The sequence below is a fragment of the Streptomyces sp. NPDC003284 genome (assembly GCF_053589675.1).
The window spans coordinates 446,022-462,033 of the sequence record NZ_JBSFSI010000003.1 but is presented as its reverse complement, the minus strand read 5'-3'; the positions used below and the strand labels follow the sequence as shown (position 1 = coordinate 462,033).

14 protein-coding genes and 1 tRNA gene are annotated in these 16,012 nt (G+C 71.0%); 11 read left to right on the top strand and 4 right to left on the bottom strand.

Annotation, left to right across the window (positions count from 1 at the left end; translation table 11 throughout):
* The first annotated feature begins 186 nt into the window (after window positions 1-186).
* Window positions 187-2,493 carry a (Fe-S)-binding protein gene (locus ACWDYF_RS09070; RefSeq protein ID WP_389462659.1) on the top strand — a complete coding sequence of 769 codons (2,307 nt, stop codon included), beginning with the start codon at window positions 187-189 and terminating at the stop codon, window positions 2,491-2,493.
* Between the two features lie 152 nt (window positions 2,494-2,645).
* Here the strand turns inward: ACWDYF_RS09070 and ACWDYF_RS09065 are convergent, their stop codons facing one another.
* Window positions 2,646-2,984, bottom strand: coding sequence for an antibiotic biosynthesis monooxygenase family protein (locus ACWDYF_RS09065; RefSeq protein WP_381740977.1), 339 nt, complete (start codon window positions 2,982-2,984; stop codon window positions 2,646-2,648).
* Between the two features lie 163 nt (window positions 2,985-3,147).
* Between ACWDYF_RS09065 and ACWDYF_RS09060 the strand changes: the two genes are divergently transcribed.
* Window positions 3,148-4,254, top strand: coding sequence for a Yip1 family protein (locus ACWDYF_RS09060; protein WP_389462660.1), 1,107 nt, complete (start codon window positions 3,148-3,150; stop codon window positions 4,252-4,254).
* Window positions 4,255-4,347: 93 nt separating this feature from the next.
* On the opposite strand, the gene ACWDYF_RS09055 is transcribed toward ACWDYF_RS09060, so the two are convergent.
* Window positions 4,348-4,845, bottom strand: a complete 498-nt coding sequence (locus tag ACWDYF_RS09055) for a phosphoribosyltransferase (protein ID WP_018569037.1) — start codon at window positions 4,843-4,845, stop codon at window positions 4,348-4,350.
* A gap of 18 nt (window positions 4,846-4,863) precedes the next feature.
* Complete coding sequence (gene dcd / locus ACWDYF_RS09050; RefSeq protein WP_018569038.1) at window positions 4,864-5,439, bottom strand: dCTP deaminase; 576 nt, start codon at window positions 5,437-5,439, stop codon at window positions 4,864-4,866.
* 553 nt (window positions 5,440-5,992) lie between these two features.
* Here dcd and ACWDYF_RS09045 point away from each other — a divergent pair.
* From ACWDYF_RS09045 to ACWDYF_RS09020, 6 genes are all read left to right on the top strand, one after another.
* Window positions 5,993-6,066: transfer RNA gene (locus tag ACWDYF_RS09045), tRNA-Gly, on the top strand.
* A gap of 157 nt (window positions 6,067-6,223) precedes the next feature.
* Window positions 6,224-7,378 (top strand): SPFH domain-containing protein, encoded by a 1,155-nt coding sequence (locus ACWDYF_RS09040; protein WP_381741008.1) that lies wholly within the window; start codon window positions 6,224-6,226, stop codon window positions 7,376-7,378.
* A gap of 53 nt (window positions 7,379-7,431) precedes the next feature.
* A complete protein-coding gene (locus tag ACWDYF_RS09035; RefSeq protein WP_381741009.1) occupies window positions 7,432-8,514 on the top strand; it encodes a hypothetical protein in 1,083 nt (360 codons plus the stop codon).
* A 505-nt stretch (window positions 8,515-9,019) separates the two neighbouring features.
* On the top strand, window positions 9,020-9,223 hold the full coding sequence (locus tag ACWDYF_RS09030; RefSeq protein WP_007383480.1) for a cold-shock protein: 204 nt from the start codon (window positions 9,020-9,022) through the stop codon (window positions 9,221-9,223).
* Between the two features lie 243 nt (window positions 9,224-9,466).
* Entirely contained in the window at window positions 9,467-11,047 is a 1,581-nt protein-coding gene (locus ACWDYF_RS09025; RefSeq protein ID WP_389462661.1) for a DEAD/DEAH box helicase, read from the top strand.
* A gap of 311 nt (window positions 11,048-11,358) precedes the next feature.
* On the top strand, window positions 11,359-11,652 hold the full coding sequence (locus tag ACWDYF_RS09020) for an SCO5918 family protein (protein ID WP_018569044.1): 294 nt from the start codon (window positions 11,359-11,361) through the stop codon (window positions 11,650-11,652).
* A gap of 110 nt (window positions 11,653-11,762) precedes the next feature.
* On the opposite strand, the gene ACWDYF_RS09015 is transcribed toward ACWDYF_RS09020, so the two are convergent.
* Complete coding sequence (locus tag ACWDYF_RS09015; RefSeq protein ID WP_389462662.1) at window positions 11,763-12,275, bottom strand: nitroreductase family deazaflavin-dependent oxidoreductase; 513 nt, start codon at window positions 12,273-12,275, stop codon at window positions 11,763-11,765.
* 149 nt (window positions 12,276-12,424) lie between these two features.
* Between ACWDYF_RS09015 and ACWDYF_RS09010 the strand changes: the two genes are divergently transcribed.
* From ACWDYF_RS09010 to ACWDYF_RS09000, 3 genes are all read left to right on the top strand, one after another.
* On the top strand, window positions 12,425-13,072 hold the full coding sequence (locus tag ACWDYF_RS09010; RefSeq protein ID WP_389462663.1) for a MarR family winged helix-turn-helix transcriptional regulator: 648 nt from the start codon (window positions 12,425-12,427) through the stop codon (window positions 13,070-13,072).
* Between the two features lie 88 nt (window positions 13,073-13,160).
* Window positions 13,161-14,393, top strand: coding sequence for an FG-GAP-like repeat-containing protein (locus ACWDYF_RS09005; RefSeq protein ID WP_389462664.1), 1,233 nt, complete (start codon window positions 13,161-13,163; stop codon window positions 14,391-14,393).
* A 141-nt stretch (window positions 14,394-14,534) separates the two neighbouring features.
* The gene (locus tag ACWDYF_RS09000; RefSeq protein ID WP_389462665.1) at window positions 14,535-15,815 is read left to right on the top strand and encodes an FG-GAP-like repeat-containing protein; all 1,281 of its coding nucleotides are present in this window, start codon (window positions 14,535-14,537) and stop codon (window positions 15,813-15,815) included.
* Window positions 15,816-16,012 lie beyond the last annotated feature (197 nt).

The window sequence follows — 16,012 nt, the reverse complement described above, 5'->3', positions numbered from 1 at the left end:
GAGCAGGCCCCGGCCGCACCGGACCGCCCCCGAGCAGCCCGCGCGACCCCGCGCGGCTCTCAGGTGACCCTCAGCGACCCAGATCACCCCGCGCCCGGCTACATTGCGACGGAGGATGGGGGTAGTCTCAGACGGACTGCATAAGTTACCGCTTAGTAATGTCGAGGCCGCCTCACAGGAGCCCCAATGCAACTCGCCGCGATCATCGTGTCGCTGGTCCTGATCGTGGTCGGCGTGGCACTGTTCGGCCGCGCCGTCCTCCAGATCTTCCGTTACCTGCGGCTCGGGCAGTCCGTACCCGCCGGGACCCGGACCGACGAGCCCGCGCAGCGCACCGTCACCGTGGTCAAGGAGTTCCTGGGCCACACCCGGATGAACCGCTGGGGCATCGTCGGCGTGGCGCACTGGTTCGTGGCGGTGGGCTTCTTCTCCCTGCTGCTGACGATCGTCAACGCCATCGGGCAGCTGTTCAAGGCCGACTGGATCCTGCCGGTCATCGGCGACTGGGCGCCGTACAACGTCTTCGTCGAGTTCATCGGCACCATGACCGTGCTCGGCATCCTGGTCCTCATCGCGGTCCGCCAGCTGAGCCGCCCGGACAAGCCGGCCCGCAAGTCCCGCTTCGCCGGCTCCAACTTCGGCCAGGCGTACTTCGTCGAGGCCGTCATCCTCATCGTCGGCGTCTGCATCTTCATGCTGCACGCCCTGGAGGGCGCCCAGCACCACGTGAGCGGCTACGAGGCGTCGTTCTTCATCTCCTACCCGGTGGTGTCCTGGCTGCGCGGCATGGACGTCTCCACCCTCCAGAACCTCACCTACTTCTTCGCCGGCCTGAAGATCGCCACGTCGTTCATCTGGATGATCACCGTCGCGCTGAAGACGGACATGGGCGTGGCCTGGCACCGGTTCCTGGCCTTCCCGAACATCTGGTTCAAGCGCGAGGCCGACGGCGGTACGGCCCTGGGCGCGCTCCAGCCGATGACGTCGGGCGGCAAGGAGATCGACTTCACCGACCCCGGCGAGGACGACGTGTTCGGCGTCTCGCAGGTCGAGCACTTCTCCTGGAAGGGCCTGCTGGACTTCTCCACCTGCACCGAGTGCGGGCGCTGCCAGTCGCAGTGCCCGGCCTGGAACACCGGCAAGCCGCTCTCCCCCAAGCTGCTGATCATGTCCCTGCGCGACCACGCGCACGCCAAGGCCCCCTACCTGCTGGCCGGTGGCGGCAAGAACGCGGAGGGCGAGGAGAAGGCGTCCGAGGAGGCCCTGAAGGACGTCCCGGCCGCCGCGCTCGCGGAGGCGGAGCGGCCGCTGATCGGCACCGCCGGGGCTGTGTCCGACAGCGGCTTCGCCACGGGCGGCGTCATCGACCCGGACGTCCTGTGGTCGTGCACCACCTGCGGCGCCTGCGTCGAGCAGTGCCCGGTCGACATCGAGCACGTCGACCACATCGTCGACATGCGCCGCTACCAGGTGATGATCGAGTCCGCGTTCCCGTCCGAGGCGGGCACGATGCTCAAGAACCTGGAGAAGAAGGGCAACCCCTGGGGCCTGGCCAAGAAGCAGCGCCTGGAGTGGCTCAAGGAGGTCGACTTCGAGGTCCCGGTCGTCGGCAAGGACATCGAGGACCTGTCCGAGGTCGAGTACCTGTACTGGGTCGGCTGCGCGGGGGCGCTGGAGGACCGGGCGAAGAAGACCACGAAGGCCTTCGCCGAGCTGCTGCACATCGCGGGCGTCAAGTTCGCGATCATGGGCGGCGACGAGAAGTGCACCGGTGACTCGGCCCGCCGCCTGGGCAACGAACCGCTGTTCCAGGAACTGGGCATGGAGAACGTCATGTCCCTCAACGCCGCCTTCGGCGAGGAGATGGACGACGACGGCAAGGTCACCGACGAGTCCCGCAAGCCCAAGTCGGCCAAGAAGATCGTCGCCACCTGCCCGCACTGCCTCAACACCCTCGGCAACGAGTACCCGCAGCTCGGCGGCGACTACGAGGTCATCCACCACACCCAGCTGCTCCAGCACCTCGTGGACGAGGGCAAGCTGGTCCCGGTGACCCCGGTCGAGGGCATCATCACCTACCACGACCCGTGCTACCTGGGCCGCCACAACAAGATCTACACCCCGCCGCGCGAGATCATCGCCAGCGTCCCGGGCCTGCGCAACGAGGAGATGCACCGCCACAAGGAGCGCGGCTTCTGCTGCGGCGCCGGTGGCGCGCGGATGTGGATGGAGGAGCGCATCGGCAAGCGCATCAACAACGAGCGCGTCGACGAGGCCCTCTCCCTCAACCCGGACATCGTCTCCACCGCCTGCCCGTTCTGCCTGGTCATGCTGACCGACTCGGTCAACGGCAAGAAGAACGACGGCACGGCCAAGGAGTCCGTCCAGGTCGTGGACGTCGCCCAGTTGCTGCTGGACTCCGTCAGGACGCCGGTGGACCCGGCCGGCGAGGCGGAGAGCGAGAACGCGCCGGAGCCCGAACCGGTGAAGTGACGGCTCGCCACCGAGGAGTACGGACACGACGGCGCCCCCTGCCCCGCACAGGCAGGGGGCGCCGTCGTGTGTTTCGTCGCCTGTTTCGTCGCCTGTTTCGTCGCCTGTTTCGCCGTGGGGTTCGTCGAGTGCCCGCCGCCGGTCTTCCGGTCTCAGGCGGTCTTGGGGGCCGCCTGCTGCACCACCTCGAAGGACCACAGGGTCGAACCGGAGGCCGCCGGGCGCGGCCGCTCGCCGCCCGCGCCGCCGCCTTCCCCGCCGCCCTGGTGCGCGGCCTTCATCGGCCCCTCCATCCAGGCCTTGAACGACTCCTCGTCCCGCCACCGGGTGTAGACGAGGTAGGTGTCGGTCCCCTCGACGGGCCGCAGCAGCTCGAACCACTCGAACCCGTCGGAGTTCTCCACGGTGTGCGCCCGCGAGGCGAACCGCTTCTCCAGCGTCTCCCGCTGCTCGGCGGGCACGGTCAGTACGTTGATCTTGACTACGCTCATACCTCCATCCTGCCCCTCCCGCACCCCGGACCGCCCGCGCCCCACGGAAGGCGGCCGGAAGCGGTCCACGGCGCCCCGCGGACCCCCGGTGCGCCAGGAGCGCGGGGTCTCGGCGCGCGCCCCTGAAGGTCCCCTGAGAGGCGCCCGGCGCCTCCCCTAGGGGATGTCACAGCTCGGCCGCAAACCCGGCCCGTACACCCCGGCCCCCGCACGCCGTTCGCCGGGAGCGGGTACGTTCGACGACGTGGCTGGATTCAGGATCGGACGCGGCGGCCGGGACGACCGGGCCCCGCAAGCGCGCCCTCAACAACCCCCGTACGGACAGCAGACGCCGCCCCGGGCGCCGTCGCACGGCTACCCGTCGGCGCCACAGCCGTACCCGCAGCAGCAACCGCAGTACGGCCGTCCCCCGCACGCCGGCTCCGGCACGGGCGGCGGCTGGCCCGCGGCGAACGGCGGCGGCTACGGCGCACCGGGAGGCCCCGCCGGTCACGGCGGGCAGGGCAGACAGGGCGGCCCCGGCGGTCATGGAGGGTACGGCGGCCACGGGGGTCACGGGGGTCACGGCGAGCCGGAGTACTTCGGTGACGGATCGGCTCCCGCGGGCTCGGGACCCGATCCGTACGCGGCCGACAACCCGGGCAGCACCCAGGCGTTCGCGATCGGCGAGGACCCGTACTCGCAGGGCGAGATGTACCGCGCGGGCTCGGCCCCGGCCGGCCCGATCGGACCCCGCCTGCACTGGAAGGACCTGCTGCGCGGGATCGTCGTCGCGCCGAACCAGACGTTCCTCCGGATGCGCGACTACACGATGTGGGGCCCCGCCCTCGTCGTGACGTTCCTCTACGGCCTGCTGGCCGTCTTCGGCTTCGACGGCGCCCGCTCGGACGCCATCAACGCCACCCTGTCCAACGCGGTCCCGATCGTCCTGATCACGGCCGTGGCCATGATGGTCAGCGCGTTCGTCCTGGGCGTGGTCACCCACACCCTGGCCCGCCAGCTCGGCGGCGACGGCGCCTGGCAGCCCACGGTCGGCCTGTCCATGCTGATCATGTCCCTCACGGACGCGCCGCGCCTGGTCGTCGCCATGTTCCTCGGCGGCGACGCCGGTTTCGTCCAGCTCCTGGGCTGGGCCACCTGGATCGCGGGCGGCGCCCTGCTGACCCTGATGGTCAGCCGCTCCCACGACCTGCCCTGGCCGAAGGCCCTGGGCGCGTCGGCGATCCAGCTGATCGCGCTGCTGTCGATCGTGAAGCTGGGGACGTTCTAGAGCCGCGGACGCGGACGTGAGAAGGGGTGAGGGGGGTCCCGGCGATCGCGCCGGGACCCCCCTCCTCTGTTCTCCCCCGCTCCCCCAGTTCCCTCAGGCGTCGAGGACCTGTCCGGCCCGCCGCACGACGGGCGGCTCGACGCTCCACGGGAAGTTGATCCAGTCGTCGGTGCGCTTCCAGACGTACTCGCACTTCACGAGCGAGTGGGACTTCTCGTAGACGACGGCGCTGCGCACCTCGGCGACGGTGTCGAGGCAGAAGTCGCGGACCAGCTTGAGCGTCTTGCCGGTGTCGGCGACGTCGTCGGTGATCAGGACCTTCTTGTCGGAGAAGTCGATCACGTTGGGCACGGGCGCGAGCATCACGGGCATCTCCAGCGTGGTGCCGACCCCGGTGTAGAACTCCACGTTCACCAGGTGGATGTTCTTGCAGTCCAGGGCGTAGGCGAGGCCACCGGCGACGAAGACCCCGCCGCGCGCGATGCTCAGCACTATGTCCGGCCGGAACCCGTCGTCGGCGATGGTCTGCGCGAGTTCGCGGACAGCGGTGCCGAACCGCTCGTAGGTGAGGTTCTCTCGTACGTCGCTCATGTGGTGGTGCCCCTCGGATCAGACCTGGGTCCGGTGGAAATTGAGATAGGAGCGCGAGGCGGTCGGACCGCGCTGCCCCTGGTAGCGGGACCCGTAGCGCTCGCTGCCGTACGGGGCCTCGGCGGGCGAGGTCAGCCGGAACATGCACAGCTGCCCGATCTTCATGCCCGGCCACAGCTTGATCGGCAGGGTGGCGAGGTTCGACAGCTCCAGCGTCACGTGCCCGGAGAAGCCGGGGTCGATGAACCCGGCGGTGGAGTGCGTCACCAGCCCGAGCCGCCCGAGCGAGCTCTTCCCCTCCAGCCGGGAGGCGAGGTCGTCGGGCAGGCCGATGACCTCGTACGTGCTGGCGAGGACGAACTCACCGGGGTGCAGGATGAACGGCTCGTCGCCGTCCGGCTCCACGAGCCGGGTGAGGTCCGGCTGCTCGACCGAGGGGTCGATGTGGGGGTAGCGGTGATTCTCGAACACCCGGAAGTAGCGGTCGAGCCGCACGTCGATGCTCGACGGCTGCACCATGGATTCGTCGTAGGGATCGATCCGCACCCGGCCCGCGTCGATCTCGGCCCGGATGTCCTTGTCTGAGAGAAGCACTCCCCGAGGATACGCAAGGGGCGCGGACCCCCCGCAATCGGACGGACCCACGCCCCGGCTCAGCCGCGCGCTCCTGCTCCGCGCCCTACTGCTTCACTGCTTCAGTGCTTCAGTGCTTCACTGCTTCCCGATCAGCACCGGCACCGGCACCGCACTGCGGAGCCGGGCACACCGGGGGCACCGGACGAGCCGCCCGGGACCGAGCCGCTCGGCCTGCTGCATCGGGAACGAAGCGGTGCTGAACACGTGCCCCTCGGCACAACGGACGACGGTGCGCTCCATCAAGCCCTCAAGTCCCTTCCCCAGAACCCCGTCTGGCCTTCTGCCACCTGACGACAAAAGCCACATTACGGGATCAAAGAGACGACCCACCAGGCGGCGCTCCGGCCCCGCCGGCACCTTCCCCCACACCCCCACCGTACGCCCAACTCCGCCCCACCGGCGCCCTCCTGCCCCCACCCGAAACACCACCGACCCCCGGCACGACGGCACCGGGGGTCAGCGATGGGGTAGAGTGAGCGAGCACCGGACACCGACTCCGTCGGCGTCTTACGCGGGTGTAGTTTAATGGTAGAACATCAGCTTCCCAAGCTGAGAGCGCGAGTTCGATTCTCGTCACCCGCTCCATCGAGGCCCAGGTCAGAGACCTGGGCCTTTTTGTTGTGTTCGGGGGGCGGGCATACTGTCGGCTGATCTCTGATCGCCGTGCAGTCATCGCCCCGGGACGGGCCGGGGAGGGCGGTGATCGGCACAGGCGCGGGGAGTGGGGGTTGTCGTGGGGCTGATGGATCGTATCCGCGGTGAGTTCATCGACATCATCGAGTGGACCGACGACGGCCGGGACACGATCGTGTGGCGGTTTCCGCGGTACGAGAACGAGATCAAGATGGGCGCGCGGCTCGTGGTGCGCGAGTCGCAGGTGGCCGTGTTCGTGAACGAGGGGCGGCTGGCCGATGTGTACCAGCCGGGCACGTACACCCTCACGACGCAGAACATGCCGGTGCTGTCCACGCTGAAGGGCTGGAAGCACGGTTTCGAGTCGCCGTTCAAGGCCGAGGTCTACTTCGTCACCACCCGGCAGTTCACCGACTTCAAGTGGGGCACCCAGAACCCGGTGATCCTTCGGGACGCCGACTTCGGCATGGTCCGGGTCCGCGCCTTCGGCACCTTCGCGGCCAAGGTGGTGGACGCGGCCGCGCTGCTGCGCGAACTGGTCGGCACCGACCCGCAGTTCCGCACCGAGGAGGTCGGCGAGCACCTGCGGCAGCTGATCGTCTCCAAGCTGGGCTCCGCGCTGGGCTCGTCCGGCGTGCCGCTGCTGGACCTGGCCGCACGGCAGGACGGCATCGGGCGGCAGCTGGCCGAGGCGCTGACCGTGGAGCTGTCCTCCACCGGCATCGCCATCCCCCGGTTCTACATCGAGAACATCAGCGTCCCGCCGGAGATCGAGGCGGCGATCGACACCCGCTCCCGCATGACGATCACCGGCAACCTCGACGACTACGCCAAGCTCCAGGCGGCCGACGCGATCCCGATCGCCGCGGCCAACCCCGGCACCGGTGGCGAGGCGCTCGGACTGGGCGTCGGCATGGCGCTCGGGCAGCGGATCGTGCAGAGCACCGCGGCCGGTACGGCGGCTGCGCAGACCCCCGCCGCGCCGGTGGCCCCGGCTCCCGCTCCGGCGCAGCCCGCCGGGCCCGGCGTCCCGCCGCCGCTGCCCAGCGCGCCGCGCTGGTTCCTCGCGGTCGGCGGGCAGCAGCAGGGCCCGTACGACGAGAGCGCGCTCGCCGGGCAGGTCGCGGCCGGGAACCTGAACCGGACCACGCTGGTCTGGCGCAACGGGCAGGCCGCCTGGCAGCCCGCGGACCAGATCCCGGAGCTGGCGCCGCTGCTCGCCGATGTCCCGCCGCCGCTGCCCCCGCTGCCCCCGCAGGGCTGAGATCCGTCACGTCGGCCGGAATCCTCCGGCAACAGGCCGCAAGGAGAAGTGAGTTGACGGATCAGGACGTCGTCCCGGCTCCCGACCGGGCGTTCCACTGCGAGGCGTGCGGCGGGGTCAGCGAGTACGCGCCCGGGACGTACGCGCTGCGCTGCCCGTACTGCCGGCACGAGCAGGGCATCACACCGGTGCCGCGACAGGTGACCGAGCACCCGTTCGAGGAGCTGGCCGCGCTGCCCCTCCGGGCGGTCGCGCCGGACCAGGTGAAGGTGTACACCTGCCCCGGCTGCCACGCGGTGACCGAGAGCGACACGCTCAGCGACAAGTGCCAGTTCTGCGCGACCCCGCTGGTCGCGGACGCCTCCGGCACCGAGCGCGTGGTGCCCGAGGCGGTGCTGCCCTTCGGGGTGGGCCGCGAGCAGGCCCGTGAGGCGCTGGCGAAGTGGACCAGGTCCCGCTGGTTCGCGCCCGACGAGCTGAAGAAGGTCACCGAGGCGGAGAGCTTCCGGGGCAGCTACCTCCCGCACTGGACGTACGACGCGCAGACGACGACCCATTACAGCGGCGAGCGCGGCGAGTACTACTGGGTGGAGGAGCAGGACTCCGAGGGCCAGACCCGGAAGGTGCGGCACACCCGCTGGCACCGCGCGTCCGGGACGGTCGAGCGGTTCTTCGACGATGTGCTGGTGCCCGGCAGCGGCCAGGTCCCGGTGGAGGAACTGGACAAGCTGACCCCCTGGCCGCTGGCGGAGACGGTCCCGTACCAGGAGGAGTACCTGGCGGGCTTCCGCACCGTCCGCTACGACGTCGAGCCGGAGGCGGGTCTGGAGGCGGCGAAGGCGCGGATGGAGCCGGTGATCCGCGCGGACTGCCGGCGGGACATCGGCGGCGACGAGCAGCGGGTGCACTCGATGTCCACCTCCTACAGCGGTCTCACCTACAAGCTGGTGCTGCTGCCCGTCTGGTTCCTGACCTATGTCCACGCGGGCCGGGCGTGGCCGGTGATGGTCAACGCCCGGACCGGTGAGGTCATCGGCGAACGGCCGTACAGCGCGACGAAGATCGTCCTGGCGTCGGTGGCCGGTGCGCTGCTGATCGCGCTGGTGGTGCTGCTCGTGGTGATGCAGCGCTCCTAAGGACCGGGGGGGCAGGCGGGGGCGGGGCGGCTGTCTGTGCGTCCTGCCGGTGCGGAAATCTGTGGTTGCTGGGGAAGGTTTTCGGTGCTGGCGGATTCATGTTCGGCCCTAGGGGCTGAGGCTCCGGTGCCGCGGACCGTGGGTGGCGGCGCCGCGCGTAGCGGGCCGCGGTGCGGAGGGGCGGGGAGGGCATGCGCGCGGGCCTCCGCAGGGGGTGGAAAGCTGGGTGCGTGCGGCGCGGAAACCTGGTGTCGTCGGCACAGGATTACCGGCTGCGGTGAGTGCAGGATTACCCGCCGGGGCACGGCAGGAATTCGCGGACACCACGGAAAAGGCATGGGCGCCGCCAACGGACGTGTGTTAGCGTGATACCAGTTGCAGTTTTGGTTGCCAGAGATTTTTTCTTTGCAGAGCTTTCCGGGATCTTTCCGGAGGGGTGATCATCGCGGCGACTCGGCCTTCGTAAAGTGCGGAGTCCGGCACTGCCCCTCAAGGGAGATTCAATATGGCATCTGGCACCGTGAAGTGGTTCAACGCGGAAAAGGGCTTCGGCTTCATCGAGCAGGACGGCGGCGGCGCTGACGTGTTTGCCCACTACTCGAACATCGCCACCTCCGGCTTCCGCGAGCTTCAGGAAGGCCAGAAGGTTACCTTCGACGTCACGCAGGGCCAGAAGGGCCCGCAGGCCGAGAACATCGTTCCCGCCTGACGCTGACGCGAGTCGTCGCGGGCCCAGGGCCCGCGCATCACGTGCTGGGGCCCGCGCTCTTGGGGTGCGGGCCCCAGCTCGTTGGTTTTTCCCGTCCGGATTCTCCCGGACCGCCGGCCGTCCCGGCCTTCAGTGCCACGAGGCCCGGCTCTTCTTTTTCTTCGGCTCATTCTTGCGAATCCTCGTGCGGCCGACGCCGCTGGACGGAATTCCTCGATACGCCGCATCGAGGAAGGTTCCTCCATGAACCGCATCCGTCGTACCGGTGGCACGTCCGGTGCCTCCGGCACGTCCGGCTCATCCGGCTCTCGCTCGTCCGGCTCTTCTTCCGGCGGTCGCTTCCGCGGTCAGGGAGCGGGCCGCCAGGCTTCCCGTACGGGCACCGGGCGACCGGCCCGGCAGAGCGGCCGCAGCGCCCCACGCCGCCAGGAGTTCGCCCTCCCGGTCACCCTCACCGAACCGCTGCCCGCCGTCGAGACGTTCGCCGAACTCGACCTGCCCGCAGGGCTGTCGGCCGCGCTCGTCACCGAGGGCGTGAGCGTGCCCTTCCCGATCCAGGCGGCCACGCTGCCGAACACGCTGGCCGGCCGGGACGTCCTGGGCCGGGGCCGTACGGGCTCGGGCAAGACGCTCGCCTTCGGGCTGCCGGTGCTGGCCCGGCTGGACGGGCAGCGGGCCCAGCCCCGGCAGCCGCTCGCGCTGGTCCTCGTACCGACCCGGGAACTGGCCCAGCAGGTCACCGACGCGCTCGCCCCCTACGCCCGTGCGCTGCGCCTGCGGCTCGCCACCGTGGTGGGCGGCGTCTCGATCGGCCGCCAGGCGCATGTGCTGCGCGGCGGCGCCGAGGTCGTCGTCGCGACGCCCGGCCGTCTCAAGGACCTGATCGAGCGGGGCGCCTGCGTGCTGGACCAGGTCGCGGTCACCGTCCTGGACGAGGCCGACCAGATGGCCGACATGGGCTTCATGCCGCAGGTCACCGCCCTGCTCGACCAGGTTCCGGCGCGCGGCCAGCGGATGCTGTTCTCGGCCACCCTGGACCGCAACATCGACCTGCTGGTCCGCCGCTACCTGAACGACCCCGTCGTGCACTCGGTCGACCCGTCCGCCGGGGCGGTCACCACGATGGAGCACCATCTGCTCCACGTGCACGACGCCGACAAGCACACCGCCGCGACCGAGATCGCCGCCCGCGAGGGCCAGGTGATCATGTTCCTGGACACCAAGCACGCGGCCGACCGGCTCGCCAAGCACCTGCTGTCCGTCGGCGTGCGCGCCGCGGCCCTGCACGGCGGCAAGTCCCAGCCGCAGCGCAACCGGACGCTCGCCCAGTTCAAGGGCGGCCAGGTCACCGCGCTGGTCGCCACCAACGTCGCCGCCCGTGGGATCCACGTCGAGGGCCTCGACCTCGTCGTGAACGTCGACCCGCCCGGCGACCACAAGGACTACCTGCACCGCGGCGGCCGTACGGCACGCGCCGGTGAGTCCGGCACCGTCGTCACCCTGGTCCTCCCGCACCAGCGGCGCGCGATGGACCGGCTGATGGCCGACGCGGGTATCGCTCCGCGTTCCGCCCGGATCCGTCCGGGCGAGGACGAGTTGCAGCGCATCACCGGCGCCCGGACCCCCTCCGGCGTCCCGGTCACCCTCGCCGCACCGGCCGAGAGCCGCCGCGAGGACGAGGCCCCCGCCGGACGCCACCGCAGGGGGCGCGGCGGAGCGCGCGGTACGGGCGGGGCGCGAGGCAGCGGCCGCGGTACCGGGCGGGGCGGGAGCGGCCGGGTCTCCGGGCAGGTCCGCGGAGCCGTGCGGGGGAACACCGCGTAGACCGCGCCGTGCGGCACGGGCGCGGCCCGGCACGACGAAGACGAACGACTGACGACCGACGACCCGTCCGACGAAGTCGAAGAGGAGAAGCCTTTGACGTCCTTCCCGCTTGTGCCGCGCACCCGGCGGGCCGGCCACGACGACGGCACCGGCCTGTCCGCCCGTGATCCCATGCACGCCCCCGGCCGCGGGCCGTTCACCCCCTGACCCTGACCTGACCGCACGCCGGTCCCGGTCCGGTCCCGTTCCGACCGCCGTCACACGGCCGTCCGCCCCGGCGGCGGCCTTCCCCATCCCCTGTGGAGGCATTCATGCGCTGTGTCATCGCCCGTTTCCCGTTCGACCTGCTCAAGAGCGAGGTCGAGCAGTCCATGAGCGGGATCACCCCCGAGACCGTCACCGGTGTGTCCGTGACCATCGGCCGCCGGGTCTACCCCGTCATGCAGGTCGGCGAGGTGATCACCCGTCAGAACCGCCGCGACTTCACCACCGCCGAGATGCGCCGGGCCCTCACCCGGCTCGGCTTCACCTGCCACGACGCCCCCGCGGCTCCGTCCGCGTCGGCGGGGATCATCGGGACCGACAAGGACCCGCTCGGCTGGTGACACCCGCGGGCCCGCACGAGTGACGGGGCCCCGGTCCGGGGCTCCGGACCGGGGCCCTTCTGGTCCCTCACCCAGCACCCACCGGCGATTCCCCGGGCGGTGACGCGGGATCAGGATGAGCGGTCAGGCGCGCGGACGGGATCAGCCGTCAGACGCACGAACGGGATGGCCCGGCCCGCTTCGCGGAACAGGGTCGCGTCGTCGGCCGCGTGGAAGCCCATGAACGCGCAGAGGCGGCGGGCGAGCCGGGGAGTGCGGGCGGCGTAGCGGGACATGACGGCGGCGCCCTCGTCGGGCGTGAGGAAATGGGCGGTGACGGCGTGGTGCCGGTTGCCGACCTGGACGACGGTCTTCGGCTGGGCGCGCAGGTTGCGGTACCAGGCGGCCCGCGGCCCGAATCCCGAGGCGACGGTCCAGCCCGACGCGTCGTGCTGCACGACCTCCAGGACCACCCGGCGGTGGAGTCCGCTGACCCGGCCGGTGTGGTGCAGCAGGAGCAGCCGCTTGCCGAACACCCACCCGAGTCCCGCGCGGAACAGGAGGATCGGTGCGCGCGCGACCAGGCGCCGTCGGCCGACGGGCAGCCGGGGGCGGTGCGGTTCCGGTGAGCTGGGGTGTGCCATCGGCGCCTTCCGCTGGTCGGACGGACGAGGTCACGGGCGGGAACCCCGGCCGTTCCCCGCGATGCTTCGGCCCCGTACCTTTGCACAGTCTAAATGTTCGGTTCGTTCATGGGGAGGGTCTTCGGCAGGGTCCGCGGTAGAAAGGACGCATGCCGGAGCGTGAGACCCCCGCGGGGACGACGGACGATCGCGAGACCTCTGTGGCGACGGACGACCGTGAGACCTCTGTGGGGGCGACGGACGACCGTGAGATCCCTGCGGGGACGACGGACGACGTCGATACGGTCACCCGGGCGGTGCTGACCGCCTCGCGGCTGCTGGTCGCGGTCTCCGCCCGCTCGCTCGCCGCGGTGGAGGACCGGGTCACCCTGCCCCAGCTCCGCATGCTGGTCGCGCTCTCCACCCGCGGCGCCACCAAGCTCGTCGCCCTCGCCGAACTGCTCCAGGTGGCACCGTCCACCGCCATGCGCATGATCGACCGGCTCATCGCCGCCGGACTGGCCGACCGCCGCCCCAACCCCGTCAACCGCCGCGAGACCCTCCTCCAGCTCACCGACGAGGGCCGCCGGACCGTCGAGGACGTCACCGCACGGCGCCGCACCGAGATCGCCGCCATCGTCGAACGCCTCGACCCGGCGCAGCGCACCGCCCTCATCGACGCCCTCGCCGCCTTCAACGAGGCCGGCGGCGAACCCCCCGCCCCGGCCGCCGGCGCCCACGAGCCCTTCCCCCTGGGCTGGGAGGACGGCCTGACCGGCCACAGCGGCGAGAACTCCCCCCGGCGCACGTGCGTTTGAGCCAAACAACGTGTCTATATCATGCACATAATATTCACAGGTCCGGGACACGCGTGTCCCGGACATCGCGCACATTCTGGGGATCTGAGTGCGTCCGACTTCTTCGCGCGTCCTTCGCGGCGCGCTGACGGCTGCTGCCGCAGCCGCTCTCCTCGGGACCGCGACCACCGCGCCCGCCCAGGCCGCGAGCGGATACGACCGCTGCTCCTGGGGTCAGCTCTGCGTCTTCAGCGATCCGCTGGGCAAAGGCCAGATGCTGGTCGTCAAGGGCAGCATGCTGAACCTCGGCGCGTGGGACAACCGCATCAGCTCCTACGTCAACTACAGCGACTGGCCGGTGTGCTTCAACCTCGCTCCGGGACTGGACCCGAGGCAGGGCGGAGCCCATGAGTACGCGGGGCGGGGCTCCTTCGACGAGAGCGCCACACCTGAGCTGGACAACGCGATCAGCTCGCTGGACCTGGGGCCGGAGGCCGACTGGTTCTGCGAGGGCGAGAGCCGCTACGCGACCTACGGCTGGGAGAACGGGCCGAAGCACCGGCCCGCGGCGCCGACCGCCCTCGACGCCTTCGGCGACCTCAACGGCGACGGCTACACCGACCTCGTCTCCCGCAACAAATTCGGCCAGTTGTGGACCTCCCACGCAGCCAACAGCCCGGGACACGACCGGTTGGTCGGAAGCGGCTGGAACAGCATGACCCTGCTCACCCGGCACGGCGACCACAACGGGGACGGCAAGGAGGACCTCTACGCCCGGGACAAGTCCGGGACCCTGTGGTTCTACCCCGGCCGCGGCGACGGGTCCTTCGGCACCCGGATACGGGTCGGCGGCGGCTGGAACAGCGTGCGCGACCTCGCCGCCGCGGGCGACCTCACCGGCGACGGCAGGGCCGACCTGCTCGCCGCCGACACCTCGGGCACCCTGTGGACGTATCCGGGCAACGGCAAGGGTGTCTTCGGGGCGCGCAAGAAGGTCGGTGACGGCTGGAAGTCGATCAACGAGCTCGTCGGCGCGGGCGACATGAACACCGACCGGCGGGCGGACCTGGTGGCCCGCGACACCGCGGGGAAGCTGTGGTTCTACCCCGGCAACGGCAAGGGCACCTTCGGCGCGCGCCGGCTCATCGGCAAGAGCGGCTGGAACTCGCTCACCGAACTGGCCGGCGTGGGCGATGTCACCGGTGACGGGCGGCCCGACCTGGTCGCCCACGTGCCCGGCTCGCACGGGCTGCGGGTGTACCCGGGGACCGGCGCCGCGGACGGCGGCCTCCGGGCCCCGAAGGAATTCGCCGGCCTGCCGTCCGACGCCCTGGCGCTCTGACCGGCCGTATCCGCTCCCGCCCCCTCCGGTCCCATCCCGCCCCCTCCGGGCCGATTCCGCCCCCTCCGGGCCGAGATCCCCTGGCCGGCACCTGCTGCCCAGGACCTGACCGGATCCTTCCGACCGAACGGAAACTCATCCATGCCTCGCACCTCCCGGGGCCGGCGTGCCCCGGGCGCGTCCCGGCCGAACCGGCGCACCGCCGCCCGGCGCGCCCTCGGCGCCGCCGCCGCCCTCGCCGCCTCCTTGGCCACCCTGGTCACCGTCGCCCCGCAGGCGGCGGCCAAGGACAACTCCGCCCGCTGCCCCGCGGGCAAGCTCTGCCTGTTCCAGTACGGCGACTACAAGGGCGAGATGAAGATCGTCTCGTCGAGCCAGCCCACCCTGGGCCGGTTCGACAACACGACCTCGTCGCTGGTCAACAACAGCTCGCTGTGGGCCGTCGCGTTCACCGACGCCAAGTACAGGGGCGGTACCACGCTGCTCGTCCTCCCGCACAACGGGCCCATCGACCTGAGCGGCGCGTTCGACGGCACGCTGGACAACAAGTTCAGCTCGATCCGGGTCGCCACCACCGAGCACGAGGCCGTCCAGGGCACCCCCTGGATGGACTGGTCCCGCGACCCGGAGAGCGCACGGCCCGCCGGACTGCCCGCGGTGTCCCGGTTCGGCGACCTGGACAACGACGGCCGCGCCGACCTCCTGGAGCGCGCGGACGACGGCCGGCTGTGGTTCCTGCCGGGCATCGCCAACGCCGACGGGTCGACCAGGGGCAGGCTCGTCGGGGGCGGCTGGAACAGCATGACGCAGCTGGTCCGGCACGGCGACCACAACGGGGACGGCAAGGAGGACCTGTACGCCCGGGACAAGTCCGGGACCCTGTGGTTCTACCCCGGCCGCGGCGACGGGGCCTTCGGCACCCGGATACGGGTCGGCGGCGGCTGGAACAGCATGCGCGAGATCAGCGCGGCCGGTGACCTGACCGGCGACGGACGCAGGGACCTGCTGGCCCGCGACACCGCCGGGAAGCTGTGGCTGTACCCGGGCAACGGCAAGGGCACCTTCGGCGCCCGCAGGCTCAGCGGCACCGGCGGCTGGAACTCCATGAAACAGCTCGCGGCTCCGGGCGACATGACCGGTGACGGCAAGGCCGACCTGCTCGCCCGCGACGGGGCGCGCGCCCTGTGGCTCTACCCGGGCAACGGCAAGGGCGCCTTCGGCACGCGCAAGAAGCTGCCCTACTCCTGGCCCGCGGACCAGCCGGTGATCGCGACCGGTGACGTGGACGGCGACGGGCGCTCCGACATCATGCGGCCCATCGACTACCAGGTCTTCGTCTTCCACGGGAACGGCAAGGGCTCCATCGGCGGCCTCATGCCCGACATGGGCTGGGACAACGCCTCGAACGTCCGCGTCCTGTGACCCGGGGCCGCCGAGCCTGCGGCCGGGGCGGCGCAATATCTGTGGTGGCGGGGTGAGGAATTGCCGTACCGTCCGGGAAGTATTCCCGGGCGGTGTGCGGAAGGCAATTATGGACCCCGCGCGGGCCGGTGAGGGACGTGCTAGTGTCGACGGCAGTTGCAGTTGTGGTTGCCTGACCGTTTTCTCGACGGGGTGAT

What these genes read in the sequence shown, in the direction of transcription:
- ACWDYF_RS09070 (WP_389462659.1), top strand. Translation starts at nt 187, where the DNA reads ATGCAACTCGCCGCGATCATCGTGTCGCTGGTCCTGATCGTGGTCGGC.
- ACWDYF_RS09065 (WP_381740977.1), bottom strand. Translation starts at nt 2,984, where the DNA reads ATGAGCGTAGTCAAGATCAACGTACTGACCGTGCCCGCCGAGCAGCGG.
- ACWDYF_RS09060 (WP_389462660.1), top strand. Translation starts at nt 3,148, where the DNA reads ATGTCACAGCTCGGCCGCAAACCCGGCCCGTACACCCCGGCCCCCGCA.
- ACWDYF_RS09055 (WP_018569037.1), bottom strand. Translation starts at nt 4,845, where the DNA reads ATGAGCGACGTACGAGAGAACCTCACCTACGAGCGGTTCGGCACCGCT.
- ACWDYF_RS09040 (WP_381741008.1), top strand. Translation starts at nt 6,224, where the DNA reads ATGGATCGTATCCGCGGTGAGTTCATCGACATCATCGAGTGGACCGAC.
- ACWDYF_RS09030 (WP_007383480.1), top strand. Translation starts at nt 9,020, where the DNA reads ATGGCATCTGGCACCGTGAAGTGGTTCAACGCGGAAAAGGGCTTCGGC.
- ACWDYF_RS09025 (WP_389462661.1), top strand. Translation starts at nt 9,467, where the DNA reads ATGAACCGCATCCGTCGTACCGGTGGCACGTCCGGTGCCTCCGGCACG.
- ACWDYF_RS09020 (WP_018569044.1), top strand. Translation starts at nt 11,359, where the DNA reads ATGCGCTGTGTCATCGCCCGTTTCCCGTTCGACCTGCTCAAGAGCGAG.
- ACWDYF_RS09015 (WP_389462662.1), bottom strand. Translation starts at nt 12,275, where the DNA reads ATGGCACACCCCAGCTCACCGGAACCGCACCGCCCCCGGCTGCCCGTC.
- ACWDYF_RS09010 (WP_389462663.1), top strand. Translation starts at nt 12,425, where the DNA reads ATGCCGGAGCGTGAGACCCCCGCGGGGACGACGGACGATCGCGAGACC.
- ACWDYF_RS09000 (WP_389462665.1), top strand. Translation starts at nt 14,535, where the DNA reads ATGCCTCGCACCTCCCGGGGCCGGCGTGCCCCGGGCGCGTCCCGGCCG.